The organism is Eubacterium sp. AF17-7 (assembly GCF_003461285.1).
In the GTDB taxonomy this organism is placed as follows: Bacteria; Bacillota; Clostridia; order Lachnospirales; family Lachnospiraceae; genus Eubacterium_U; species Eubacterium_U album.
This window is the reverse complement of sequence record NZ_QTWU01000001.1, coordinates 538,413-563,727: the sequence shown is the minus strand read 5'-3', so window position 1 is coordinate 563,727 and position 25,315 is coordinate 538,413. Positions and strand designations below refer to the sequence as shown.

General features: G+C 32.6%; 24 protein-coding genes. 4 read left to right on the top strand and 20 right to left on the bottom strand.

Translation table 11 applies throughout. The annotated features are described in order from the left end of the window. Positions 1-140: 140 nt before the first annotated feature. The 3 genes from panC to DWW96_RS02335 form a co-directional block, all read right to left on the bottom strand. The gene (gene panC / locus DWW96_RS02345; protein ID WP_022089760.1) at positions 141-983 is read right to left on the bottom strand and encodes a pantoate--beta-alanine ligase; all 843 of its coding nucleotides are present in this window, start codon (positions 981-983) and stop codon (positions 141-143) included. Between the two features lie 154 nt (positions 984-1,137). Beyond that, positions 1,138-1,965, bottom strand: a complete 828-nt coding sequence (gene panB / locus DWW96_RS02340) for a 3-methyl-2-oxobutanoate hydroxymethyltransferase (protein ID WP_022089759.1) — start codon at positions 1,963-1,965, stop codon at positions 1,138-1,140. Next, positions 1,962-2,801 (bottom strand): Rossmann-like and DUF2520 domain-containing protein, encoded by an 840-nt coding sequence (locus DWW96_RS02335; protein WP_117908751.1) that lies wholly within the window; start codon positions 2,799-2,801, stop codon positions 1,962-1,964. The genes panB and DWW96_RS02335 overlap by 4 nt, the downstream gene beginning before the upstream one ends. 366 nt (positions 2,802-3,167) lie before the next feature. Here DWW96_RS02335 and DWW96_RS02330 point away from each other — a divergent pair, with 366 nt between their 5' ends. Both DWW96_RS02330 and DWW96_RS02325 read left to right on the top strand, forming a co-directional pair. Beyond that, entirely contained in the window at positions 3,168-3,500 is a 333-nt protein-coding gene (locus DWW96_RS02330) for a PadR family transcriptional regulator (RefSeq protein ID WP_022089757.1), read from the top strand. Positions 3,501-3,529: 29 nt separating this feature from the next. Beyond that, positions 3,530-3,832: a DUF6120 family protein gene (locus DWW96_RS02325; protein WP_022089756.1), complete on the top strand. Its 303-nt coding sequence runs from the start codon at positions 3,530-3,532 to the stop codon at positions 3,830-3,832. Positions 3,833-3,932: 100 nt separating this feature from the next. On the opposite strand, the gene DWW96_RS02320 is transcribed toward DWW96_RS02325, so the two are convergent. The 17 genes from DWW96_RS02320 to gatC all read right to left on the bottom strand — a co-directional run bounded on the left by DWW96_RS02320 (position 3,933) and on the right by gatC (position 22,992). Further along, a complete protein-coding gene (locus tag DWW96_RS02320; protein WP_117908747.1) occupies positions 3,933-4,727 on the bottom strand; it encodes a M15 family metallopeptidase in 795 nt (264 codons plus the stop codon). A 91-nt stretch (positions 4,728-4,818) separates the two neighbouring features. Beyond that, positions 4,819-5,610: a hypothetical protein gene (locus tag DWW96_RS02315; protein ID WP_117908745.1), complete on the bottom strand. Its 792-nt coding sequence runs from the start codon at positions 5,608-5,610 to the stop codon at positions 4,819-4,821. Continuing rightward, positions 5,611-7,038 (bottom strand): HAMP domain-containing sensor histidine kinase, encoded by a 1,428-nt coding sequence (locus tag DWW96_RS02310; protein WP_117908744.1) that lies wholly within the window; start codon positions 7,036-7,038, stop codon positions 5,611-5,613. 95 nt (positions 7,039-7,133) lie between these two features. Next, positions 7,134-7,787: a response regulator transcription factor gene (locus DWW96_RS02305; protein ID WP_022089752.1), complete on the bottom strand. Its 654-nt coding sequence runs from the start codon at positions 7,785-7,787 to the stop codon at positions 7,134-7,136. A 271-nt stretch (positions 7,788-8,058) separates the two neighbouring features. Continuing rightward, complete coding sequence (locus DWW96_RS02300; protein WP_022089751.1) at positions 8,059-8,364, bottom strand: transcriptional regulator; 306 nt, start codon at positions 8,362-8,364, stop codon at positions 8,059-8,061. Then, positions 8,351-8,938: a hypothetical protein gene (locus tag DWW96_RS02295; protein ID WP_022089750.1), complete on the bottom strand. Its 588-nt coding sequence runs from the start codon at positions 8,936-8,938 to the stop codon at positions 8,351-8,353. The genes DWW96_RS02300 and DWW96_RS02295 overlap by 14 nt, the downstream gene beginning before the upstream one ends. A gap of 322 nt (positions 8,939-9,260) precedes the next feature. Continuing rightward, positions 9,261-9,737: a hypothetical protein gene (locus DWW96_RS02290; protein ID WP_022089749.1), complete on the bottom strand. Its 477-nt coding sequence runs from the start codon at positions 9,735-9,737 to the stop codon at positions 9,261-9,263. A 5-nt stretch (positions 9,738-9,742) separates the two neighbouring features. Then, positions 9,743-10,342, bottom strand: a complete 600-nt coding sequence (locus DWW96_RS02285) for a C39 family peptidase (RefSeq protein ID WP_158574507.1) — start codon at positions 10,340-10,342, stop codon at positions 9,743-9,745. A gap of 412 nt (positions 10,343-10,754) precedes the next feature. After that, complete coding sequence (locus DWW96_RS02280; RefSeq protein WP_117908739.1) at positions 10,755-12,194, bottom strand: solute carrier family 23 protein; 1,440 nt, start codon at positions 12,192-12,194, stop codon at positions 10,755-10,757. A gap of 47 nt (positions 12,195-12,241) precedes the next feature. Then, entirely contained in the window at positions 12,242-14,179 is a 1,938-nt protein-coding gene (locus tag DWW96_RS02275; protein WP_117908737.1) for a DUF2142 domain-containing protein, read from the bottom strand. Between the two features lie 24 nt (positions 14,180-14,203). Beyond that, positions 14,204-15,376, bottom strand: coding sequence for an FKBP-type peptidyl-prolyl cis-trans isomerase (locus tag DWW96_RS02270; protein ID WP_022089745.1), 1,173 nt, complete (start codon positions 15,374-15,376; stop codon positions 14,204-14,206). A 32-nt stretch (positions 15,377-15,408) separates the two neighbouring features. Further along, positions 15,409-16,665, bottom strand: a complete 1,257-nt coding sequence (locus DWW96_RS02265; protein ID WP_117908735.1) for an FKBP-type peptidyl-prolyl cis-trans isomerase — start codon at positions 16,663-16,665, stop codon at positions 15,409-15,411. A gap of 130 nt (positions 16,666-16,795) precedes the next feature. Next, positions 16,796-18,226 (bottom strand): adenylosuccinate lyase, encoded by a 1,431-nt coding sequence (gene purB, locus DWW96_RS02260; protein ID WP_022089743.1) that lies wholly within the window; start codon positions 18,224-18,226, stop codon positions 16,796-16,798. 23 nt (positions 18,227-18,249) lie between these two features. Continuing rightward, positions 18,250-19,692 carry an amidophosphoribosyltransferase gene (gene purF, locus DWW96_RS02255; protein WP_022089742.1) on the bottom strand — a complete coding sequence of 481 codons (1,443 nt, stop codon included), beginning with the start codon at positions 19,690-19,692 and terminating at the stop codon, positions 18,250-18,252. Positions 19,693-19,759: 67 nt separating this feature from the next. Beyond that, on the bottom strand, positions 19,760-21,187 hold the full coding sequence (gene gatB, locus DWW96_RS02250; RefSeq protein WP_117908733.1) for an Asp-tRNA(Asn)/Glu-tRNA(Gln) amidotransferase subunit GatB: 1,428 nt from the start codon (positions 21,185-21,187) through the stop codon (positions 19,760-19,762). A 12-nt stretch (positions 21,188-21,199) separates the two neighbouring features. Further along, on the bottom strand, positions 21,200-22,666 hold the full coding sequence (gatA, locus tag DWW96_RS02245) for an Asp-tRNA(Asn)/Glu-tRNA(Gln) amidotransferase subunit GatA (protein WP_117908731.1): 1,467 nt from the start codon (positions 22,664-22,666) through the stop codon (positions 21,200-21,202). A gap of 32 nt (positions 22,667-22,698) precedes the next feature. Then, positions 22,699-22,992, bottom strand: coding sequence for an Asp-tRNA(Asn)/Glu-tRNA(Gln) amidotransferase subunit GatC (gene gatC, locus DWW96_RS02240; RefSeq protein WP_022089739.1), 294 nt, complete (start codon positions 22,990-22,992; stop codon positions 22,699-22,701). A gap of 407 nt (positions 22,993-23,399) precedes the next feature. Here gatC and DWW96_RS02235 point away from each other — a divergent pair, with 407 nt between their 5' ends. Both DWW96_RS02235 and DWW96_RS02230 read left to right on the top strand, forming a co-directional pair. Next, a complete protein-coding gene (locus tag DWW96_RS02235; protein WP_117908729.1) occupies positions 23,400-24,047 on the top strand; it encodes an orotate phosphoribosyltransferase in 648 nt (215 codons plus the stop codon). A 334-nt stretch (positions 24,048-24,381) separates the two neighbouring features. Beyond that, the gene (locus tag DWW96_RS02230) at positions 24,382-25,221 is read left to right on the top strand and encodes a PD-(D/E)XK nuclease family transposase (RefSeq protein ID WP_117908727.1); all 840 of its coding nucleotides are present in this window, start codon (positions 24,382-24,384) and stop codon (positions 25,219-25,221) included. Positions 25,222-25,315 lie beyond the last annotated feature (94 nt).

The following is a 25,315-nucleotide window of genomic DNA, read 5'->3' as shown; positions in this document are numbered from 1 at the left end:
GTATTCCGTCTGCCATGCCCCATTCTAAAATGCTCCGCATTTTATCATGGACGGCTGCGCCGTATACCTGCAAATAATTTTTTTCATATTTGAGAGCAAGCTCTCATCTGAAAAAATTATTTGCAGGTGCATGGCTTGGCTTAATCCCAGATGGTATTATCTATTAATCTTGTCTTTCCAATGTAAACTGCCATAGCTACTAACATTGGCTTCTGTACTTTCTTAACCTGCTGCATTGTTAAGCCATCAACCGCTTTAACATAATCAATTTTAGCAAGTGGTTCCGTTTCAATATTTTTCTTCATAGCTTCAACAATCTTATCCGCATCAGTTTCACCTGCTTCAAGCATTTCTCTTCCAAGCTTAACTGTTCTGCTTAAAATTAAAGCTGCTTTTCTTTCTTCTGCTGAAAGATATGTGTTTCTTGAACTCTTTGCAAGTCCATCTTCTTCTCTTACTATAGGGCAACCGATAACTTCAATATCAAAATTTAAATCCTGTACCATATGCTTAATAATTGCTAACTGTTGAGCATCCTTCTGGCCAAAATAAGCTCTGTCAGGGTTTACGATGTTAAATAATTTGCTTACTACTGTACATACACCTCTGAAATGAACAGGTCTGCTAAGTCCACATAATTCTTCTGTCAACACTGACATATCAACGTATGAACTAAAACCATCTTTGTACATTTCTTCAGGTTCAGGATTAAAAATCAAATCTGCGCCAAGGCTTTCACAGAATTTGCTATCCTTTTCTAAATCTCTTGGATAACTTTCCAAATCTTCTGTTGGTCCAAACTGCATTGGATTTACAAATATGCTGACTACAACTTTATCATTTTCTTCTCTTGCTTTCTTTATAAGACTTCCATGTCCTTCATGAAGATATCCCATTGTTGGTACAAATCCAACTGTCTGTCCTTCTTTTTTCCAAGTCTTTACATTTTCTCTAACTTCTTTAATTGTTTTTACTACTTTCATTGTTCGTCCTCCTGTAATCTGTATTGCCTCTCCATTCGGTCAGCGGCTATTCGTCGGAAACATTTATAGAAAATGAACTTCGTTCATTTTGTTTCCTCCTGTATTCTGTATTGCCCCTCCCTTCGGTCGGCGGCTATTCGCTTTTTGCAATTCTTTAATATAATTTTCCTATTACTTCATCATCTATTTTATATGAATGTTCTGCAGCCGGAAAAGTCTGATTGTTAATTTCCTCTTTGTACTGTCTGAACGCGTTTTTCATTACTTCACCAACATTTGCAAAATTCTTAACAAACTTTGGAACGTAATCTGTAAACATTCCAAGCATATCCTGATATACCAAAACCTGTCCGCTACAACCTGCTCCTGCTCCAATTCCAATTGTAGGAATTGAAAGTTCTTCCGTAATCTTTGTAGCAAGCTTTTCAGGAACACATTCAAGTACAAGCATTGAAGCTCCTGCAGCTTCTACTGCTCTTGCATCATCTATTAATTTCTGAGCTGCATCTTCTGTCTTTCCCTGTACCTTATATCCACCAAGTGCGTTAATTGACTGTGGTGTAAGTCCCAAATGAGCGCAAACCGGAATTGATGCTTTAACAATAGCTTCTATCTGTGGGCAAACTTCTTTTCCGCCCTCTAATTTTACCATCTGCGCACGTCCCTCTTTCATAAGTCTACCTGCATTTACAACTGCATCATATACTGATGACTGATATGACATAAATGGCATATCGCAAACGATTAACGGGTTCTTTGCCCCTCTTGCAACAGCTGCGCAGTGATGAATCATATCTTCCACTGTTACGCTGATTGTATCTTCGTAACCAAGCATTGTATTTCCAAGAGAGTCACCTACTAAAATTGTATCAACTCCTGCCTCGTCCATAAGCTTTGCTGTTGAATAATCGTAACATGTAAGCATTGCAATTTTTTTATTTTCTGCTTTCATATTCTGAAGTGTTGTTACTGTAGTTTTCATTTTAATATTTCCTCCATCTCACTATAATCAATATTTTTATCTCTGTTCTCTGCAACTTTTAAAACTTCCAAAGACACTGCCTTATATGTTCTTTTTTGATCATCATTAAGGCATTCCAAATGTTTTTTTACTGTGCCTATATCATTTCTCTGAATAGGTCCTGTAAGTGCATTAACCGTTCCGTCATTAATAATATGTTTGATATTTCCCATAACGATAGGCGTAATTGCCTCATGAGCACTTTTTTCATCAAATCCACATTCCTTAAGCAGATTTTCACTCATGTTAATAAGTCCTACCACAAGATTACTGCAAACAGCTGCCGCAGCATGATATTTGACTTTATCTTTTTTGTCTATGGTAATAACTTTATTTCCCAGATTTTCAAATAGACTAATCATCCGGTCTAAATATTTTGTATCACCTTCAATTGTAAAATAACTATTGGAAAGCTCTTTGTAAGAATCGTATTTATTACTTACTGCAAAGAGTGGATGGATGGAGTAACCGTAACAATTCATGTCGGTTATATCCGAAAAGACATCTGACGACATAGCGCCACTACAATGACAAATAATCTTATTCTTAATGTGCTGACTTTTCAACTGATTCCATACAGACTTAATCTGCCCATCAGATACAGTTAAAAAAATCACATCACTATCCACTATTAAATCATTGATTTCTTTGTATTCTTTACTGTTTGTAAATTCTGCTGCTTCCACAGCATCATGTTCAAATTCACTGTAATAGCCACAAACATTCTGACCATTTTCAGCAAAATATTTTCCAAGGGAAAAGCCAACTTTCCCTGCTCCTATAAATCCAATTTTCATGGCATCCCTCCTAACCTTAGTTACGGGATAATGAGTCCGATTTTCTAAAATGAAATATCGGCTATGCACACTCAAATTATTAATATAAGAAATTGTCTTTTGGTATAGTTTCTTTCGAATACCATCCATAAAGCCGCAATAACACAACGGTCTTTCCTCGAGACACTCTATCACAATTACAAAAATTTCGCAAGGGTATCTACATTTTGAACTTTTAAATATAGAAAAAATATATAGCCTTAAAATAAGAATAGCCTGCCATCTTTCAATGTTATTCTTATAACCTCTATAATTTGTTGTTCAAAATATTGATTTATATAATTAAATATATTATACTTATCACAGCATTTGAAAGTAGGTGTAATTGTGGCTGAACGAAATTATTTTATTAATGGAATAACTGAATTACTTATTTTATCTTTTTTAAAGAATCACGATGCTTATGTATATGAGATTACTAAAAGCATTGAAGAGAAATCAGGTGGACTTCTTTCTATTTCTCAAAATACTATTTATACAGCTACATACAAGCTTGAGAATGAAGGAAAAATTAGTGAATATTCTAAATTAGTTGGTAGAAAGAGAACTAGAATTTACTATCACATTGAAGATGAAGGTATTAATTATCTTGAGCAATTATCAAATAATTACAACAATACTATAAATGGTGTTAAGACTATTTTAGATTCACTTAATTAATTTTTTACGAAAGGGGGATAAACTATTTAATGAATAGAGTATGTAAGATATATGTTAAGAACGTAAAATCAGCATTTCCCATTATAGGTAAATCTGAAAGACTATATATAAAAAAATTGCAAAACTATCTTGAAGAATATTGTAACGAATATAATATTTCTTCTCTTGAAGAACTATATAAAAATTTTGGTACTCCTGATGATGTAATTAATTCATATTTTGTTTGGAATGCTAACAACAATTCATACTATAATATACATAAATTAAATATCGTAAGTTGTGTTTTTCTTGCTATTATTGCAGTTCTTCTTTTATTTTCAATTGTTATGTAATTTATGATTATCAGAGAGAAATAAAACAACCTTCAAAGATAAGAAACATTTCTATTTTTGAAGGTTGTTTTTACTCTTCTATTTCACTCTCAACCTGTTATTATTCATCTAAATATTCTTCTAAGCAAATTCCTTTACTCATTATTTCTTTTGCTGCTGTTTTACCAACATATCTGTAATGCCATGGTTCATATATTACACCTGTTATCTTTTTCTTATTCTCAGGATATCTCAATATAAATCCATATTTCCAACAGTTTTTCATCAACCATTTTTGAACCGGTGTATTCTCCTGTTCGTTCTCTAACATTTGATAGTTATCATCTACTATATCTACTGCAAGCCCGATTTCATGCTCACTTGTTCCCGGAATAGCCACTACGGTTGCGGCTTCGTTTTTTGCTTTCGTTTGTGAATAACCTTCATTTAAAAGATCATAAATTTTCTGTTCATATAAAATCTTTTGCTTTCTATAGCTTCTATATGATGAACAAATAATAGGATCAAGTCCTTCATCTCTGCAATCATCCATCATTTGCTGTAATTCTTCATAGCATCTCTTATCTATTGCCTGTCCATTCTTCAATTGCACCACATCAATTTTTGCATCACTGTTAATTTTATTTTGATAATTCACAAGAAGCAATTTCCAATCTGATTTTTTAGATAGCTTAGTTGTTTCTATAGTTTTCTCATTTTTATTAGCAGCTCTCACATTATTTTTAGTAATCACTAATTTTCCAAAGTTATTCACACACCCTGTAATAATAATCAATGCTATTAATATTCCTAATACACCTATGCACTTTTTCAATTTACTTTTTCTTAATTTTTTTATTTCATTGCCCCTTTCCTTTTCTTTTCTTATTTTGTATCCATTTTCACTTGTGTACATAAAAAACACCTCACTATGATTTTTTGTTATAAATCATCATAGTAAAGTGTTTCTAAAAAACGGCTATGTTTTGGCATCGTTTTGGCATCATTTACTGATTAAAATAAACTCCGTATTTATCGGTATTCATATACACTATAATTTGTTTTTTTGAATTATTATCAGATAACATTATTTCTATCTGCCCGTAATTTTTATTATTAATTTGCGCTTCCACTCCATAATATTTTCCAAGTGCTTTTACAAATTCTTCTACATCAGTAATAAATGGTGTATATTCTACATTTTCATAATCTATTGAAAATCCACATACAAGCCCTGTTGCATCCTCTATCTGCATGTTTATACTAATTCCCTCAATACCTTCTAAATTACAATTCCATATAACCATTTTAGTTGCAGTTGCTTCACTCATAATTTTTTTCTGCATCTTACTATTTTTTTTGTTCTCATCACTAGCAGTTGCATTGGATGTTCCTGATATTCCATAATTCAAATTATCGTTTACATATATTGAATTTTGTGAGTCTTCTATATATAAATCTGCTGATTCATTATGATACTTTATATTCTCAAAGTCTAAATCTGAAGAACAATATTCTTTTATAATTTTCAAAAATGATTTTTCCTGTTCATATATTTCAGCTCTGCTTTTTTCCATACCACTTACTATTTCACGCGAATAGTAAAAATTATTATTTGATATATTGTTTAATATATTAAATATTTCATTCTCAGTTTTAAATTCAATTTGATTTATGTTATATTTAGATACTTTTCCCTGAAGAATTTTATCCTGATATGTTAAAACTGTTTTTGGGAAAAGAGCACCTACAGTTATCATTATGGCAACCAAAGCTATTGTTTTAATTCTATACCACATTTATGCTCTTCCTCCCTTCAGTTCTACCGTTACAGTTGTTCCTTCATTTTCTTTACTTTCAAATTTAATATCGCCATTATGAACTTCTACAATTTTTGCACACAGCGCCAATCCTAATCCGGCTCCACCCTGTTTTCTTGAACGTGATTTATCAACTCTATAAAAAGCTTCTGTTATGTGTTGTAATGCTTCCGGCGGCATTCCTTTTCCATTATCCTTTACGATAATTGAACAACCATTATCTGTCATTTTAACTTCTACACTAATTATACCATGCCCGTTATCAGTCATTGCTTTTCTACTATTATCCATTAAATTAATTATAAGGGAACGCACAAGGTCTGGTTCTAACAGGCAGACTCCTTTTTCATAGTTATATTTTAATGCAATATTTCTTTTCAAATAATCAGCTTTAAGATTTTCTACTAACTGTTCAACTATTTTCCCCGGCGAAACTAAAACCAATTTCACCTCACTATTTTCAGTTACAAATATGTCCAATAGTTTTAGTGACAATCTTTCTAATCTCTTGCCCTCTGAAAAAATATAATTTGCTGCTTCTACCTGTTCATCCATTGTCAGTGCCTGACTTCGTAACAAATCCGCATATCCTATAATTGAGGTCATAGGCGTCTTTAGTTCATGAGTAAAATTTCCTATAAACTGATTCTGACTTTCCATTGTATCCTTCAATTCAATTATATTATTTTCCAGTTTGTCCGCCATTTTATCAAATTCCCTTGCCATTGTTCCTATTTCATCTTTTGTCTTTATTCTTGAACGATACGAAATATTACCTGCGGCAATTGCTTTTGATGTTCTTGACAATCTTACTAATGGTCTTGTCATTATAAATGAATTGCTGTACGAAAGTATTCCACATAAAGCAATCATTATTGCAAATACTTCATAATATATTTGCTGTAGTTTATCCCTTTCTTCATATATCGGTGAAATATCATATGCTACATCTAAATAACATTTTTCTTTTCCTACTTTTAATGCCCCTGAAACTTTAAGATATTTTTCTTTATCATTTCCTGCTATTACTTTTGTAATGCAACTTTTCTCGTCGACATTTTTCTTTGATTTTGTACTTTCTAATAAACTTCCCGATTTATCTTTCATTTTTCCATCTTTATACAATTCATTTTTTTCTGTATAAATATGTATTCCAGCCCATGATGTATTTCTTTGAGTTGACATTTCCTTAATTGTATTTGATATATCTTTGCTGTCAGCCCACGCTTCTACACCATTTACTACTTTTAGTGTATTTAATATCATTTCATATGACTGGATTGCACTTTTCTTTTCCCTATCCAATGCGCTGTTAAATGAGTTCAAAATCAGTGCACTTGAGCCTGCACCAAATATAATTGAAAGTATACTTATCATGCATACAACTACTTTGGTTCTAAATTTCATTCCGTTATTCCAATCTTTATCCTTTATCTATACTTCTTTGATTAAAAATATATTTTTCATTTGTAACCTAGTCCTGCTTTTATTTTAAATTTGTTCTATACTTCTAATCTATATCCTACTTTATTAACTGCTTTTAATTCTTTCTGCCATCCAACTTTTTTTCGCAATCTTTGTATATGCAAATCAACAGTTTTTGTACCATATTCGTATTCTTCTCCCCAAACTCTCTCATATATTGTTTCCCTATAAAGTGCCACATTTGGATTATGTGCAAATAATAACAGTATATTATATTCCTTTGGTGTCAGCAAAATTTCCTTTCCATCGCGGCTCACTTTCATTGAAATCATGTCTATCTGCAATCCTGCTATATTAATTACATTGTCTGTCTTATTATATCTTCTAAGTACAACGTCAACTCTTGCCAACAATTCTGTTGTTTCAAATGGTTTTACTATATAATCTTCTGCTCCCATTCTAAGTCCTCTAACCTTATCCTCAACTGAATTTTTTGCTGTCAGAAAAATTACAGGTATTTTACGTGGTTCTATATATTCTAAAATTTCAAAACCATTTACTTTAGGTAACATAATATCCAATAAAATTAAATCATATGTTTTTTCATTTATTTTATCTATTGCAATTTCACCATCTAATGCTGTATCACATAAATACCCCACTCTTTTTAAACTCATCTTTATTAAATCTGAAATTGGTTTATCATCTTCGACTACTAATATATTAATCATTTGTTATATTACTCCTGCCATGCTTTCTTGCATTTTATGTATTTTTCGTATATTTTGAAATTAATTATACATCAAAACGCCATCAAAAAAGCATACTTTAGAAAAATAAAAACAGATAGTCTTTATTACGAAGTGCCACCTTTCAATCGTTAGCTTCTGTTCTAACTTTTGAAGATTGGCACACTGTAACAACTATCTGTTTTTATTTTTCTATTATAACCACTATTAATGTTTAGTAAGAATCTTATTTACTTATACAATTTTCCATGAATCACTCTGTATTATTAATAAAAGTACCATTGAGTATTTTCTCTAATAAATTAACATAGGCTTCAAATTGTTCTATTCCAAATTCTGTTATCTTATAACTTGTTTTAGGTCTTTTTCCGCATATAGTTTTTTTCGATTCAATATATCCCCATTCTTCCAATTTGGATAATTGCACACTGATATTACCATCTGTAGCTTTTGTAATCTGCTTTAATTCTTTAAAAGTCTTTTCTCCATTAAGCAAACAACTTATTAACTTTAATCTTATCGATAAACTAAATGCTTCCGGTATATTAGATATTTGCACTTTTTTTCTCCTGACGTAACAATATTAAACCTAGACCGATATATCCAAATATATTAACTACACAATAAAATATGGAGGATATGCTTATTTGTAATTGGTTATCCAAATTTAATTTAATATAAATATTTACAGTTGGCAATACTTTAATAGTTATAAAACAAAACAGAATTAAAATTGCCAATCCCACTAACCCTCTTTTGTTTACTATATATCCAACAGTAATTATTGCAATGCAAACTAACACTATATTAATTAAGTTCTCATAATCTGTTAAGAATACTAAGTTATCAGTTACCAATTCACTTTTACTTAAAGCCAGCACTAATCTTGTTGCAAACAATATAAATGGTGTTGATATTGCTAATATTCCCCAGATACTAAGAGTTGATAAATAGTATCTATTACTTGCCCTTCTTTCATTCTTGTATATTAGGAAATAAAATATACCAATAATTGCTGAGCATATCATTTGTGATGCGAAATTGAACATTGCTCCATTGTCACTTGCACCCCATATTACCGCACTAAATAAATTTAGTACTAATAAAACTCCCTGTAATATTCCATATAGCAAAAATAACTTATATGGCCCTGTATAGTTTCTTTTTGAACATTAAATTGTGTTCTTAATTTCCTCAATATCTTTGTAAATTCTTTTTTGCGTTAATTCCATACCTTCTCCTTTCATTCACTTTATATTATAAAGTTATTTTTATTTTAAAGTTATATTGTAAAATTGTCAAGAAAAAAGATAATCAATTATACGAATCGATTATCTTTTTTACAAATATTAACATTATCTATTTTTGTTATCTTAAACTATTTTTTTATAATTCATATAATATATAAAAATATAATACTTATCTTATTTTTATGAAATATATTATATAAATTATTTACTTAACTTTCTTTTTCCCCTGATGACCAGTCGATGTATCTTCAAATAAATATTCTAGTCCATTTTTTTTTGCTTCATCTTCAATAATTTCTTCAACACTTGGAATAACATCATATTTTGTATAATAATATTCATTATTGTAAGAAATATAATCGCTTAATATTACTATTCTTTCCTCTTGATTACCATCACTTATTAAATCCAAGAAAATTCCACCTGCCCGTTCTTCTGCTTTTTCTTTACGTTCCACCGGAACAGTTGATAAAATCTCTACTATATTTTCTACATCTACTTTATCAGTTATTTCAATACCTTGCCCACCTATCCAATAAACAATCTTATTATATTCTTTATTGTTAAGAATATTATTTTTATCAGTTTTTTCATTTTTTGTATTTATTTCATCATTACTACATGCTGTGAGTAAATATCCAACTATAATTATTATACCAAATATATATACTTTTATCTTCATTACTCTTATCCATTTCTAGCAGCTGTATATTTCCAAGTCCATACACTATTATTATATGAAAACGTTGTTCCGGCCGTTTTGTATAATACAATAGAAGTACTCTGTGTACCAGGATTCCAAAAATATACATACTTTTTCTGATTATTAACTTTATATCCAAAACATGCAACCGCATGTCCGTTTCCACTCGAAGTTGCTGCAACATAAATAGGTCTCTTCTGATCAATATTCTTTTTTACCAGAGTCCAACTAATTTGGTTATATATTGCCTTATACATAACTCCATATAGATTTAATGCTAAAGACGCATTTTCTAATGTTCCACCTGTATTATATTCTATTCCCATTCTATCCGCAACATTTTTAGCTGTATATGCCGTTCCATTTCTATAGTTTACTATAGTTGCAACAGATGCCGCCCAACATAATCCATATTTTCCTTGCCCTTGTTGATTAAACAATCCACATACAACTACATTACTTGCTGTATTGAGAAATTCCGGGGTATATGTCGCCTTATCAGCTATTTCACAACTAATAGTTCCACTATTAGTATCATTTTTTATATTTATCCCTTTTATTATGTAATCAATTTTTTTATTCATATTCATTTTTAACAAATAGCTTTTAAATAAACCTTCTTCGCTCCATACAATTTTTCTTTCATTATATTCTTACCTCCTGTTACTATATATTTTTAATTCAATTATATCATTAACAATATTTTTGTCAACAAATGCTTTCTTCTATGATATATTTGTATATTTTATATTTTATTATTCGTGTAATAATAAATAATAATAAATATATCCTTTTTTTCATTAATATAATAAAATGATTTATCAATTTAATTAAAAATTACATTGCCTATATATAACAATACAAATACTGAAGTCAAAATCGGTATATTTCTTTATTTGTACAAAAAAGCATACTTTACAAAATAAAAAACCTTCAAAATAAGATTTCTCCCATTTTGAAGGTTTTAATTTATCTGTAATCTATTTTTCTGCGTTTCTATTTCTGTTCAGTCTTTTGTGCTGCAACTTCTTCAATTTCTTTTTCAACTAATTCTTCATCATTAAATTCATAGTCATTTCCAGGAAGAATTGCATTTAATAAAATACCTGCGATTGCGGCAACTGCAAGTGATGTAAGGCTAATATCAAAGTTTCCGATTGAGAAGTCAATTGATGTAATACCTAATGCACATACTAAAATAATTGCGGCAACCATAAGGTTTCTGCTCTTTGTTAAATCAACTTTATTTTCTACCATGTTTCTGATACCGATACTTGAAATCATTCCGTAAAGTACAAATGAAATACCACCGATAATACCTGTTGGTAAAAGGTTAATTCCTGCTGCTACCTTTGGTGAGAATGAAAGTAAGATTGAAAATACTGCTGCAATTTCAACTACCTTTGGATCATAAACCTTTGTTAAAGCAAGAACACCTGTGTTTTCACCATATGTTGTGTTAGCCGGTCCACCAAATAAAGCTGAAAGAGTTGTTGCAAGACCATCTCCTACTAATGTTCTCTTAAGACCAGGCTTAGCAAGGAAGTTTCTTTCTGTTGTTGCACTGATTGCTGAAATATCTCCGATATGTTCCATCATTGTTGCAATAGCGATTGGAACAACAGCGATAATTGCACTTACTGCTAATTTAGCATCCGGCACATTACCAAATACAATTTCATTACCATGAATTGGTAATCCAATCCAAGCTGCATTTTTAAAGTTAATCCATTTATCAATTGATACTAATAAGAAGTTTGGATTTCCAAACATTGCCACATATTCATTTCCATCAACCCATACATGGCTTCCTGTTGTGATAGCTAAAATAACTGCTATTACAATTGCTACTAATACACCTAAAAGAATTGGAAGGATTTTTGCCATTCCTCTTCCCCAAATGTTAAATACAATTACTGCACCTAATGCAATTAAAGCAATAACCCAGTTTGTCTGACAGTTTGAAACTGCACTTCCTGCAAGACTTAAACCGATTGATACAATAATTGGTCCTGTTACAACAGGTGGGAAAAATTTCATAATCTTCTTTATATCAAATATTGCAAACAATGCTGCAACTACCAAATATAAAAGACCTGCCACAGCAACACCTAAGCATGCATATGGAAGCATATTAATATCTGAGCCTTCAGGCTTCAATCCAGCTACAGCTGCATATCCACCTAAAAAGGCGAATGATGAGCCAAGGAATGCAGGAACTTTTCTACCTGTAATAAAGTGGAATAATAAAGTTCCTAAACCTGCCATCAATAATGTTGTTGCAACATCCAACCCTGTAAGAAGCGGAACTAATACTGTTGCGCCAAACATAGCGAAAGTATGCTGTAAACCAAGTACAAGCATCTTTGGTACTCCAAGAACACTGGCATCGTAAATACCGTATTCACCAATTGTGTTTTTCTCGTTTTTGTTCATTTTTTCCTCCTAAAGTTTATATAACGCTGAAATAATATTCAGCACTTCTACATTAACCTCCCTAAGATTAATGTTTGATAAAAGCACACACCGGCTAACGCCAATGCCGCTCCTAGCACAATTTGATAATATCGCTGCTTTGATACCTTTATCTGAATTCTGTTATTCCATAAAGTGTACGCAGCCGGAAGCAAAAGCGGTATAAAATATCTTGCCTGAACTCCTTCTATTGCATCCGCTCCAATAGGTGTAAATGCCAAATACATAGCGATCCATACCAAAGCCACACTACATACAACTGCAATTCCATTTACAACTCTAATTGTCTTTATATTTTTAGGTTCATTTTGTTCATCATCTGTATTTGTTAAAAACAACATTGCAAGAACAGGTAATAGAACAAATGACCATGCATCTTTTAGCATTCCAAGTCCATATAAATTTAAAAACATTAAATTACTTGGTAAAAACTGGTTTTTAGTCTTATCTCCAAAGTTTCTAAAATTATCAAAAGTAAATATCTCATGAATGAACATCTTAATAAATGCTATAGGATGCTTAATTATTGAAACTAACTGACCTATAATTCCCGTATTTCCACCTCTGGTATCTCCACCATAACCTGAATTACCATGTAATAAATTTATGATTACATGTCTCATGGAAATTAGTGCCATAACCATACACACTACAATTACTGCAACTGTTATAAGAGCTATTGTCCTCTTTCCATTAGCAGATTCTTTTACTCTGTCCTTTATCATTTTCCACAATATAGGAACCATTAAAATCATAACAGGAAAATATACAGGTTTCGCAATACATCCTATGCCAAGCAATACTGCCACAATTGCAATCTGCTTCCATGTAGTTTCTTTGTCATTATTTGTATCATCCATTAAATTCATCCAAAGTACAAATCCAAGATTCATACATGCAAATATTACTCCATCATAAGTGTATAAACTTGCCTGAAATAATAAAGTAGGCATTAATGCTAATGTAGCAACAAGTAACTTCTTTCTCCTTGCCACATAAATAACAAAGCAATTAAGCAATGCACAGAATATAAGATTTCCAAATCTTCCAATTGTATACTGCATCGTATAAGGCAATCCTATCGCCTCACAAATATGATAACTTACAATCATCGGCAGATAAACTATATATCCTTTATTGATAAGTCCAACCGGTTTCTGCTGTTTTAATGCATTATTAGAAATGTTATTCATGTACTTGTTTAACATTTTAAGCTCTTCTCTTGTATTTGCTACCGGAGCCTCTCTTGTGCAATTTAACTTTGATGCTTCATTCCACTTAACTTTCTGATGAAAATTTAATGTGTAAATTGAATTATAATGAACTTCTTCATCCCATGTCGTTGACACAGGACCTGAAGCCATAATAATCAGACTTCCAAATCCAAGTGCAAATATAAGATAGAAAATCTGGACTTTTTTCAAATATATTTCTCTTTCAAAAATTAATATCAGGCCTAAGAAAATAACTAAAGCAAAAAATGCCATTCTATAGCCATTAAAATTCGCCTTGTTTGAATATGATATCTCACTTACATTGATTTTTTCCGGAGAAGTAAATATTACCTGGAGTTTTGAAACTTTCTCCCTAACATTCGTATAGGCATACCCGAATTCCGGGTATGCCTTATCTGTAATTTCAACTGACTTTGTCTTTCCAAAATCATTAACAACGGTAGCCACTACCGTATATGAATTTTTCTCCAAAGTCTCAGCTTTAATTTTTAATTTGTTTACGTAAACAGCCTTGTCCATATTCTGTGAATAAACTAAATCGCCATCTTCATTCACTTCACCTGAATTGCTAAACAAAACTGCTTCATAGCTTTTTGTCAGGGAAGGATAGTTCATCCCAAATTCAATTACAACTGCAATAATTATTGCAAATGCAATTTCTAAAATAATTCGAATCTGAGGCTTAACTTTTTCTAATGATATATTCTTCATCTAACTTCCTTAACCTTATTTATTCTACTCAGCTGTTGTTTCTTCTGTTGTTGTCTCGTCTGCCGGTCTTGAACCTTCTAATATTTTTGCATTATCTGCGATAAGCTGATTTACAGCTTCGTTAAATGCAACTGATTCTTTAATAATAACCTGTCCATAGTATGCCTGATACTGTGTAAAATATGATTCTAATTCATCAACAGACTTATATCCCATTGATGTAGCTACTTTCTTAAGTCCTGCATTGTAATCTTTCTCTGATGCCCAAAGGCCTTCACTAATTGCAATTCCTTCAATTACCATTGCCTGCTTAGCAGTTTTTTGTGCTGAATCTTCCATCTTCTTGTTCCAGTCTTTCTTTGACATCTTGCATGCTTTAAGATATGTGTCAAGATTTGTCTTGTACTTAGACTGAAGACGTGAAGCCATTGCGCTGTTATTGAAATCTTCTATGCTTTCAACTTCTTTTTCATCGTAAGCTGCAACATCACATTTATCAACATAATCACTAAATACTGCATTTACAATTTTATTTGTTCTAAGCTGATTGCTTATATAGCTCTTTAATTCATCTACTGTCTTTGTTCCGTACTGTTTTTTGTAATTCTTTTTTACAAATTTATCAGTAAGTTCAGGAAGAACTTTTCTTGAATTAATCTTTACTACAAATTTGACTTTCTTTCCTGCAAGAGTTAATTCATTGCCGTCTGCATCCTTAGATGTCTGTGAATAATCTTTAGGGAATTTAAGGTTAAGAGTTACTTCTTCACCAACTTTATGTCCTACAAGCCCTTCTGCAAATCCATCTATAAACTGACTGTTGTCAATGTCTAAATCATAATTAGTTGCTGAACCACCGTCAAATTTGAAATCTTCGCCATTTAACTTAATTGTTCCTGTATAGTCAATATTAACTGTATCAGATTCTACAACCTTACCCTTTGTAACTACATTGCTGTCCTGCTTTTCTTTTAAAAGGTTGTCTATCTGACTCTGAACTTCTGTATCTTCAACTTTAATTTCATCTTCATAAACTTCTAATCCTTTGTAATCAGCAAGTTTAATTGAACCCTTTATTAAATCTGTTGAAATCTTTTTACCACTGGCACTGGTAACAGTTCCCTTCTGGTTATTACCACAACCTGCCATTGTTACTGCCATTGCTAATGTAAGTGTTAATGCTATAGCCTTTTTCATTGTAATACGCTCCTTTATAGTAATCCCACCAATTATTCAGCTGTTGTTTCTTCTGCCTCTGTTGTCTCTTCTACTGATGCATCTTCTGCTGCTGTTGTTGCTTCTTCTGTTGTTGTTTCTTCAGGTCTTGTACCTTCCTTAACATTTCCTTTATCAATTAAGATTTCCATTGCGTCAAGATATGTGCACTGAATTGTAAATGTATCTTCGGCATCAATTTCCTGTCCGTAATATGATTTATAGTACTGTTCATAAACACTGATAAAGTCATCAACCTTTTCATACTTGCTCTGTGCTGCAATCTGCTTTAACCATTTATTGTATCTTTCTTCTTTTAATACTGTTCCTGATTTTTCAACTACTGCACAAATAACCGCGTATGTCTTAAACTGATTTGTAATGCTTTCTTTTATCTTTTTCTTTAAATCTGCTTCTGATTCTCCATTACCATACTGTGTAAGGTAATCATCCATTGTCATTGACTGCTGTTCTAATGTATCCTTAAAGCTTGAAAGTTGTTTATCAACCTCTTTCTTTACACCATCTTCATCTACTTTAACATCACATTTTTCAACGTAATCAGCTAATGCATTTGTACTTCCAACTTTTGAAATTTCTAACTGATTCTTAAAATACTCTTTTAAGCCGTCGGCTGTTTCTACACCATATTTGTCTTTTAAATTCTTCTTTACATAATCATCTGTAAGTTCAGGTGTAACTTCTTTTACAATCTTATTAATTGTTACTTCAAATTTAACTTTCTTTCCTGCTAATTTAAGTTCTTTACCATCAGCATCTTTTGTTGAATTTGTATAGTTTTCAGGGAATGTTAAGTTTAATTCAACCTTTTCTCCTACTTTATGTCCAACTAAACCTTCAGCAAATCCTTCAATATATGAGCTGTTTGCAATATCTAATGTCTGGTTATCTGCTGTACCACCATCAAATGCAAAATCTTTTTTCTTTACCTTAATTGTTCCAACATAACTGATGTCAACAATTGACTTATCTGTAACATCTGTTTCATCTGTATCTTCGTATGACTTATCTGATTCAAGCACTGAGTTAATTTCACTATCTACATCATCATCTGAAATACTAACTTCATCTGAGTATATTTCAAATTCATCGTAATCAGCTAACTTAACTGTTCCATAGTAACTTGATTTACATTTATCATAGTCGCTTCTCTTTCCTGTAGCGTCTGCTATCTTTTCCCCTGCGGCACATCCTGCTAATGATACTGTCATCATCACAGCCATTGCCACTGCTAAACTTTTCTTAAACATCTTGTTCTCCTCTTTTCATAACTGAAAAAATCAGTTGTATTTCGTGTCACACACATACAACCGATTTTATCACATTTTATTTAATATTTAAAGACTTTATTACTTATTCACAATTACGTCACAATTAAATTTATACGTTAATTGTTGCTGTTAATCCTAAGATTTCTTTATTTGCATCAAGAATTGGCTGAATTTCATCTCTCAAGAATTCTTCAACTTGTTCAGGTGAACGTCCTACATACTTACTTGGGTCCATTGTCTTCTGTAAATCTTCTAAACTCATGTTAAATGATGGGTCATTTGCAATAAGTTCAAGTAAATTGTTGTCTAAGCCTTTTTCCTTAACGTTCTTTCCTGCTTCCATTGAAAGTGTACGAATCTTTTCGTGCATTTCCTGACGGTCTCCACCTGCTTTAACGGCATCCATCATAATGTTTTCTGTTGCCATGAACGGAAGTTCACTCATAAGTCTCTTTTCAATAACCTTTGGATATACAACTAAACCATCTACTACATTTAAGTATAAATCAAGAATTCCATCGATAGCAAGGAAGCATTCCGGAACGCTTAATCTCTTATTTGCTGAATCATCTAATGTTCTTTCAAACCACTGTGTTGCTGATGTAATAGCCGGATTTAATGCTGTAACCATAACATAATTTGCAAGAGATGCGATTCTTTCACTTCTCATAGGATTTCTCTTGTAAGCCATTGCTGATGAACCTATCTGATTCTTTTCAAATGGTTCTTCAATTTCCTTCAAATGCTGTAACAAACGAATATCATTTGAGAATTTATGAGCACTTGCTGCGATTCCTGCAACAACGTTTAATACTCTTGTATCCATCTTTCTTGAATAAGTCTGTCCTGAAACAGGAAAGCATTTTTCAAATCCCATTTTCTTTGCAATCTTATTTTCAAGTTCTTTAATCTTTTCATGGTCTCCTTCAAATAATTCAAGGAAACTTGCCTGTGTTCCTGTTGTTCCTTTAGAACCTAACAACATCATGCTGTCAATCATGTAATTTAAATCATCCAAATCTAATTTTAATTCCATTAACCATAATGTTGCTCTCTTACCTACTGTTGTAGGCTGTGCAGGCTGAAAATGTGTAAAAGCCAATGTAGGCTGAGATTTATATTTATCAGCAAATTTAGCAAGTTCATTGATTACGTTAATTAATTTTTTTCTAACAAGCTTTAATGCTTCTGTCATTATAATTATATCTGTGTTATCACCAACGTAACATGATGTTGCTCCTAAATGGATAATTCCCTTTGCCTTAGGGCACTGCTGACCATAAGCATAAACATGAGACATTACGTCATGACGAACTAATTTTTCTCTTTCTTTTGCTACATCATAGTTAATGTCATCTGCATGAGCCTTAAGTTCATCAATCTGTTCCTGTGTAATGTTTAATCCTAATTCCATTTCAGATTCTGCTAATGCAATCCATAATTTTCTCCATGTTTTAAACTTCATATCAGGTGAAAAAATATACTGCATTTCCTTACTTGCATATCTTTCTGATAATGGGCTTTGGTATCTGTCGTTCATAAATTCCTCCTTAACATTTGACCTTATTTTATATATTCTCCACGGATATCCTCTTTTGGTGGCTCCATTGGATATTTTTCATCAAAACATCCTGTGCAAATTCCAAGTCCGCCTGCGATTTCTTTTAATCTTTCAACTCTAAGGTATCCTAATGAATCTGCACCGATTATTTCGTTGATTTCTTCTATTGTTCTATTGTGGGCAATCAACTGATCTCTTGATGGTATATCAGTTCCAAAATAACATTCATATAAGAATGGTGGTGAACTGATTCTTACATGTACCTCTGTGGCACCTGCATCCTTTAACATCTGAACAATTCTATCACTTGTGGTTCCTCTTACAATTGAATCATCAATCATTATTACCCGTTTACCACAAACTGCCTCTTTTAAAACATTTAATTTAATTCTAACACTTGATTCCCTGCTCTTTTGCTGAGGTTTAATAAATGTACGACCAACATAACTGTTTTTGACAAATGCTGTTCCGTAAGGGATTCCTGATTCCATTGCATAACCCATGGCTGCTGCATTTCCTGATTCAGGTACACCCACAACAACATCTGCTTCAACCGGTGAATCCATAGCAAGGAATCTTCCTGCCATAATTCTTGAATGATATACACTCACTCCATCAAAATTGCTGTCCGGTCTTGCAAAGTAAATATATTCAAATACACATCTTGCTTCTTTTGCCTTAGGAAGACACATTGATGTATCTGATTTAATTCCATCCTTGTCAATAGTTACAACTTCTCCCGGAAGTACATCTCTTACAAATTCAGCACCAATTGTATCAAGGGCACATGTTTCAGATGCTAAAATATAAGCATTGTCCCTTTTGCCAATACATAATGGTTTAAAACCAAATGGGTCTCTTGCACCAATAAGTTTTCGAGGACTTGAAATTACGAGTGCATAAGCACCTTTTAATTTCTTCATCGCATTTGTAACTGCTTCCTGTGCTGTCTTTGCATTAATTCTTTCCCTTGCAACAAGATAAGCAATAACTTCCGAATCAATTGTTGTTTGGAAAATTGCTCCTGTATATGCTAACTCATCACGAAGTTCATTTGCATTAATCAAATTACCATTGTGAGCAAGCATCAATGTTCCTTTAACATAATTGATTACAAGTGGCTGTGCATTACTAGGAATACTTTCACCTGCTGTAGAATAACGAACATGTCCTACACCGATATTTCCGTGAAGTTTTGACAAATTTTCGCTGTTAAATACTTCATTTACAAGTCCCATTCCTTTTAACAAATCCACTTTTCTAGGTCCAAACGTGTCTGATACAGAAATACCACAGCTTTCCTGTCCTCTGTGCTGCAATGCAAATAATCCATAATAAATTGATGATGCAACATCATTGCCATCTAAATCATACATACCAAACACACCACATTCTTCATGCAGTCCATCATCTTCCCAATTTTGTTGAAGCTCGATACTATTCATTTTCTTTTCTCCACCTACGTATACTAACTTTTATATTTTTCCATTGCATTATATATCAATGCGACAACTATAGCAACTCTCTAAGCATCTGATTTATCATCTGCGGATTAGCCTTACCCTGTGTAGCTTTCATTGTCTGACCTACTAATGCTCCAATCGCCTTCTGATTTCCACCCTGATAATCTGCAACTGCCTTAGGGTTGTTAGCAATGACTTCCTCGATTATCTTCTTAAGGTCATCTGTATTGTTGTCCATCTTCAATTCATGTTCATCTACATATTTTTCAGGGTCTATGTCATCATTAAACATTGCCTCAAATACTTCTTTGGCAACTGTTTTGTTAATTACGTTGTCATCAATAAGTTTTAAGAACTTACTAAAGTTTTCGGCAGAGAATTTAACCTCGTCAGGTTCAATTCCTTTTTCCTTTACAAGACGCATTGTTTCTACCATCAACCAGTTGCTGGCTTCTTTTGGTTTGCTTCCATTAGCAACTGCTGCTTCTAATAAAACTGTTAAAGGCTTATATAACGTTAAAAGATTTGCGTCATATTCAGGAAGTCCATATTCCTCAATGTATCTTTCTTTCTTTTCATCTCTGAATTCAGGCTGTTCTGACTTTAATCTTTCTAACCATTCATCACTGATATTGATTGGAACCAAATCAGGGTCCGGAAAATATCTGTAATCCTGTGCATCTTCTTTTGAACGCATTGCATAAGAATACTCTTTTGTATCGTCCCATCTTCTTGTTTCCTGAACAACTTCCTGTCCTGATTCTAATAAATCAATCTGTCTTTCTCTTTCATTTTCAATTGCTCTTGCAATTGCCTTAAATGAGTTAAGGTTCTTTGTTTCTGTCCTTGTTCCAAATTCAGCTGCTCCAACTTCTCTTACTGAAAGGTTAACGTCAGCTCTCATTGAACCCTCATTTAACTTACAGTCAGAAGCTCCTAAATACTGAATTATCATACGCAATTTTTCAAGGTATGCAATTACTTCTTCTGCTGAACGCATATCAGGTTCTGATACGATTTCAATAAGAGGTACACCTGAACGGTTAAAGTCTACTAATGAGCAGTCAGCCCAATCATCATGTACAAGCTTACCTGCATCTTCTTCCATATGAATCTCATGGATTCTTACTTTTTTCTTTCCTTCTTCTGTTTCAATTTCTACATATCCGTCTCTACAGATTGGAAGATATAACTGTGAAATCTGATAATTCTGTGGATTATCAGGATAAAAATAATTCTTTCTGTCAAATTTACAATTCTGTGTGATTGTACAATTTGTTGCAAGTCCTACTGCTGCTGCATATTCAACAACCTGCTTATTTAATACAGGAAGTGAACCCGGCATTCCTGTACAGACAGGACATGTATGTGTATTTGGTGCTCCTCCGAATTCTGTTGAACAGGAGCAAAAAATCTTTGTTTTTGTTGCTAATTCTACATGAACTTCAAGTCCAATGACTGTTTCGTACTGTTTCATTTACTTCACTCCTTATGCTTCTACTAATGGGCAATGCTCATATTCTCTTGTCTGTTCATAAGCATATGCTGCTCTTATGATTGTCTTTTCCTTAAAGCAGTCTCCAATAATCTGCATTCCTATCGGAAGTCCGTTAGAATCCTTTCCACAAGGAACTGTAATTCCAGGAAGACCTGCTAAGTTAACTGATATTGTATAAATATCTCCAAGATACATCTTAATTGGGTCAGCAAGACTGCTTCCAATCTTAGGAGCTGTTGTAGGTGCAGCCGGTGCGATGATAACATCATATTTAGCGAATGCTTCATCAAATGCCTTTTTAATTAAAGCTTTTGTTCTTAATGCTTTTAAATAGTACGCATCATAATATCCACTGCTTAATACGAATGAACCAAGCATAATTCTACGCTTAACTTCTTCACCAAAACCTTCTGAACGTGTCTTTTTATACATGTTATGAAGGCCTTCATATTCCTGTGTTCTGTATCCGTATTTTACACCGTCAAATCTTTCAAGGTTTGAACTTGCTTCCGCACTGGCAATTACGTAATATGCAGGAATTGCATATTCAACAAGGCTTAAATCAAATTCTTCTACGATTGCGCCTTTACTCTTTAAAACTTCTACTGCATTTAAAATAGAATCTTTTACTTCTTTATCTAATCCATCACCAAAGTAGTCTTTAGGGATACCAATCTTTAATCCTTTAACATCATCAACTAATGCTTCAGTGAAATTGTAGTCATCTCTCTTAACTGATGTTGAATCTTTTTCATCATGACTTGCAATTGTTTCAAGTATTGTTGCTACATCAGTAACGTCCTTAGCAACAGGTCCAATCTGGTCTAATGATGAACCATAAGCAATTAATCCATAACGTGAAACTGTTCCGTATGTTGGTTTAATTCCTGTTACTCCACAGAATGAACTTGGCTGTCTGATTGATCCACCTGTATCTGAACCTAAAGCATATGAGCATTCTTCTGATGCAACAGCTGTACATGAGCCACCTGATGAACCACCCGGTACATGTTCTGTGTTCCAAGGATTCTTTGTTGCTCCAAATGCAGATGTCTCTGTAGTACTTCCCATAGCAAATTCATCCATGTTAGTCTTTCCAATTATAACTGCTCCTGCTTTTTCAAGATTTTCAACTGCTGTAGCTGTATAAGTAGGAACAAAGTTTCCTAAAATCTTAGAACTACAAGTTGTAAGCATCCCTTTAGTACACATATTATCCTTAATTGCCACCGGTACGCCTGCTAATGGTCCTGTCAGTTTTCCTTCGTCAATTAACTTCTGAACTTCTTCAGCTTTCTTTAATGCCTCTTCTTTATTCGTTACAGTAACAAAACTATTAATTGTCTTGTCCTGCTTTTCTATATGGGCAAATGCATCATTTACCGCATCTACAACTTTAACCTCGCCGCTTTTAATCTTTTTCCCAAGTTCAACGGCTGTTAAACTCATTAAATTCATAACACTATATCCTTTCATTTGCTGTAAGTAAATTATTCTACTGTCTTTGGAACAACAAATGCTCCGCCTCTTTCCTCCGGTGCATTTGCAAGAATATTTTCTCTGTCATCACCGTTTACAACAACGTCTTCTCTAAATACATTGTTTACAGGGAATATGTGGCTCATCGGCTCAACATTACTTGTATCTAACTGATTTAACATATCAATATAATCAAGCATTCTGCCCATATCACTCTTTGCTTTTTCTTTCTCATCATCTGAAAGTTCAAGCTTTGCTAAAATTCCAACATACTCTATTGTCTCGTCTGAAATTATATTTGCCATATCTTCCTCCTCTAGCATTCCTTTAAGTTATGGTTATTATAATGAACAATCTGTTTTATTCAAATAAATTAACTTTTATATTAAATATACAGACTTACCCCATTAAACCATAAACATCTACTCTTCAATATAGCATAATCACCGTATTACTTGCAAATAGTTTCACGAATTTCTTCATTTTTATTCATAATGCAGGTTTTATCATTCTTCCATTAAAGATTTCCACTAAATTAATAACGATTTTTAACCTTTAAATTACACTTAATTATTTCATTTGTCAGCTTTGTGATGTATAATATTAGTATATTTTTGAGCGGAGACAAATAAATTTGAGTAGAAACAATTTCTCAGATTTTATAAATAATAAAGAGCATAATGCTCTGTTACTACAAGGAGGTAGACACATTATGGACGAGGGAAGAATTGTAAAATATTATGCTTCAAAAAATCCTAACATTGCCCTTAAAGTTATAAAGGGACATTTTGCTACTACTCATTCACACGTTAGTCATTATCTTGATATGACTACAATGAAAACAAGACAACGTGAAGCTGAGCAGATTGCAGTCGCAATGAAGGATTACTACAACGTTATGGGGAAACCTATTGACACAATCGTATGTATGGACGGATGCGAGGTCATTGGAGCTTTCTTAGCAAGCGAACTTACTAAGGCCGGAGTATTATCTATGAATGCACACAAGACAATTTATGTTATTTCACCTGAATATGATTCTAACGGCCTTATGATATTTAGGGATAATCTTAAGCATGAAATTAAGAATAGAAATGTTCTTTTATTGCTTGCTTCTGCAAGTACCGGAACTACTGTAAAGAATTGTATTGAATGTGTTTCCTACTATGGTGGAATTCTTCAGGGTATATCTGCTATATTCAGTGCCGTTGATAACGTTGACGGTTACCACATCGATTCTCTGTTTAAGGCAGATGATATTCCGGGATACAACATTTACTCTCACAATGATTGCCCTATGTGCAAGGCAAATGAGAAAATTGAAGCCATCGTTAATGGATATGGGTATAGTGAATTATAATGTAATCTTTGCATTAAAGGTCAGACTACTATACGAAATATAAAACTGAATAGTAATAATATTTTAAGGGTATTGCATCGACTAAATGCAATACCTTTTTATGTAAAATCTTATTTTTCTCTGCTAATATTTAATATTATTCCGGCTAGTAATACGCAACATATTGTTGTTATTGACATTTTGATAAATTGTGATGTATAATTAGTTGTACACATACAGTATGTGTACAATCGGTGAAAACTATGGTATAAATCAAATTATCTACGTAATAAAGTATTATTTCTGCATAATTTAGATTTTTATATAGTTGTCAATGAACAAAAGAACAATTATAATGAAAGGTAATAAAAGATTGAGCATAAGTGAACAACTACAAAACAATAAAGATTTAGAACGCCTACAGGCTCTACGATATATAGATGATGATTTTATGACAGTATGCTTAGAAGATAACTTCGAAGCTGTTGAACTAATACTTAGAATAATATTGAACCAAGATGATATTATTATTAAGTCTATAAAGACACAGGATCCTCTTAAAAATCTACAAGGACGCTCTGCTGTATTAGATGTGCATGCATCAGACAGTACCGGTAGAAAATTTGATATTGAAATTCAAAGAGCTAATAAAGGTGCAGGTTCCAAAAGAGCCCGTTATAACAGCAGCCTGTTAGACGCTCATATATTAAAGCCTGGTGAGAGTACTGATAACATGCCCGATAGTTATGTGATTTTCATTACAGAAAATGATGTTATGCATGGAAATCAACCTTTATATCATATAGACAGATACGTTGTGATGGAAGGCGAAAAGAAACTTTTTGGTGATGGCTCTCATATAATATATGTTAATGGAGCATATCAGGGAAATGATGCGATTGGAAGACTCATGCATGATTTTTCATGTACAAATCCTAACGATATGAATTATAAAGAATTAGCAAAAAAAGCAAGATATTTCAAAGAAGAGAAAGAAGGTGTTGCATCTATGTCACAAATATTAGAAGATATGAGAAATGAAGTTGCAAAAGAAACTGCTAAGGCAACTGCGAAAGAAACTGCAGAACGGATGATAAAAATCGGCAAAATGTCCCTTGATGAAATTGCTACATATGTTCCCACATTATCAATTGACGAATTAAAAGAATTAGAAGAACAGGTTACAAGAGTTTAAATATGAATGGTGTAATTTTTTCTAAGTTCAGGTTTTCTATGATAATTAATACGGCTTAACATCGTCACTTGATGTTAAGCCGTTATTTATTAGA

What these genes read in the sequence shown, in the direction of transcription:
- panC (WP_022089760.1), bottom strand. Translation starts at nt 983, where the DNA reads ATGAAAGTAGTAAAAACAATTAAAGAAGTTAGAGAAAATGTAAAGACT.
- panB (WP_022089759.1), bottom strand. Translation starts at nt 1,965, where the DNA reads ATGAAAACTACAGTAACAACACTTCAGAATATGAAAGCAGAAAATAAA.
- DWW96_RS02335 (WP_117908751.1), bottom strand. Translation starts at nt 2,801, where the DNA reads ATGAAAATTGGATTTATAGGAGCAGGGAAAGTTGGCTTTTCCCTTGGA.
- DWW96_RS02325 (WP_022089756.1), top strand. Translation starts at nt 3,530, where the DNA reads ATGAATAGAGTATGTAAGATATATGTTAAGAACGTAAAATCAGCATTT.
- DWW96_RS02320 (WP_117908747.1), bottom strand. Translation starts at nt 4,727, where the DNA reads ATGTACACAAGTGAAAATGGATACAAAATAAGAAAAGAAAAGGAAAGG.
- DWW96_RS02315 (WP_117908745.1), bottom strand. Translation starts at nt 5,610, where the DNA reads ATGTGGTATAGAATTAAAACAATAGCTTTGGTTGCCATAATGATAACT.
- DWW96_RS02310 (WP_117908744.1), bottom strand. Translation starts at nt 7,038, where the DNA reads ATGAAATTTAGAACCAAAGTAGTTGTATGCATGATAAGTATACTTTCA.
- DWW96_RS02305 (WP_022089752.1), bottom strand. Translation starts at nt 7,787, where the DNA reads ATGATTAATATATTAGTAGTCGAAGATGATAAACCAATTTCAGATTTA.
- DWW96_RS02290 (WP_022089749.1), bottom strand. Translation starts at nt 9,737, where the DNA reads ATGAAGATAAAAGTATATATATTTGGTATAATAATTATAGTTGGATAT.
- DWW96_RS02285 (WP_158574507.1), bottom strand. Translation starts at nt 10,342, where the DNA reads ATGAATAAAAAAATTGATTACATAATAAAAGGGATAAATATAAAAAAT.
- DWW96_RS02280 (WP_117908739.1), bottom strand. Translation starts at nt 12,194, where the DNA reads ATGAACAAAAACGAGAAAAACACAATTGGTGAATACGGTATTTACGAT.
- DWW96_RS02275 (WP_117908737.1), bottom strand. Translation starts at nt 14,179, where the DNA reads ATGAAGAATATATCATTAGAAAAAGTTAAGCCTCAGATTCGAATTATT.
- DWW96_RS02270 (WP_022089745.1), bottom strand. Translation starts at nt 15,376, where the DNA reads ATGAAAAAGGCTATAGCATTAACACTTACATTAGCAATGGCAGTAACA.
- DWW96_RS02265 (WP_117908735.1), bottom strand. Translation starts at nt 16,665, where the DNA reads ATGTTTAAGAAAAGTTTAGCAGTGGCAATGGCTGTGATGATGACAGTA.
- purB (WP_022089743.1), bottom strand. Translation starts at nt 18,226, where the DNA reads ATGAACGACAGATACCAAAGCCCATTATCAGAAAGATATGCAAGTAAG.
- purF (WP_022089742.1), bottom strand. Translation starts at nt 19,692, where the DNA reads ATGAATAGTATCGAGCTTCAACAAAATTGGGAAGATGATGGACTGCAT.
- gatB (WP_117908733.1), bottom strand. Translation starts at nt 21,187, where the DNA reads ATGAAACAGTACGAAACAGTCATTGGACTTGAAGTTCATGTAGAATTA.
- gatA (WP_117908731.1), bottom strand. Translation starts at nt 22,666, where the DNA reads ATGAATTTAATGAGTTTAACAGCCGTTGAACTTGGGAAAAAGATTAAA.
- gatC (WP_022089739.1), bottom strand. Translation starts at nt 22,992, where the DNA reads ATGGCAAATATAATTTCAGACGAGACAATAGAGTATGTTGGAATTTTA.
- DWW96_RS02235 (WP_117908729.1), top strand. Translation starts at nt 23,400, where the DNA reads ATGGACGAGGGAAGAATTGTAAAATATTATGCTTCAAAAAATCCTAAC.
- DWW96_RS02230 (WP_117908727.1), top strand. Translation starts at nt 24,382, where the DNA reads ATGAAAGGTAATAAAAGATTGAGCATAAGTGAACAACTACAAAACAAT.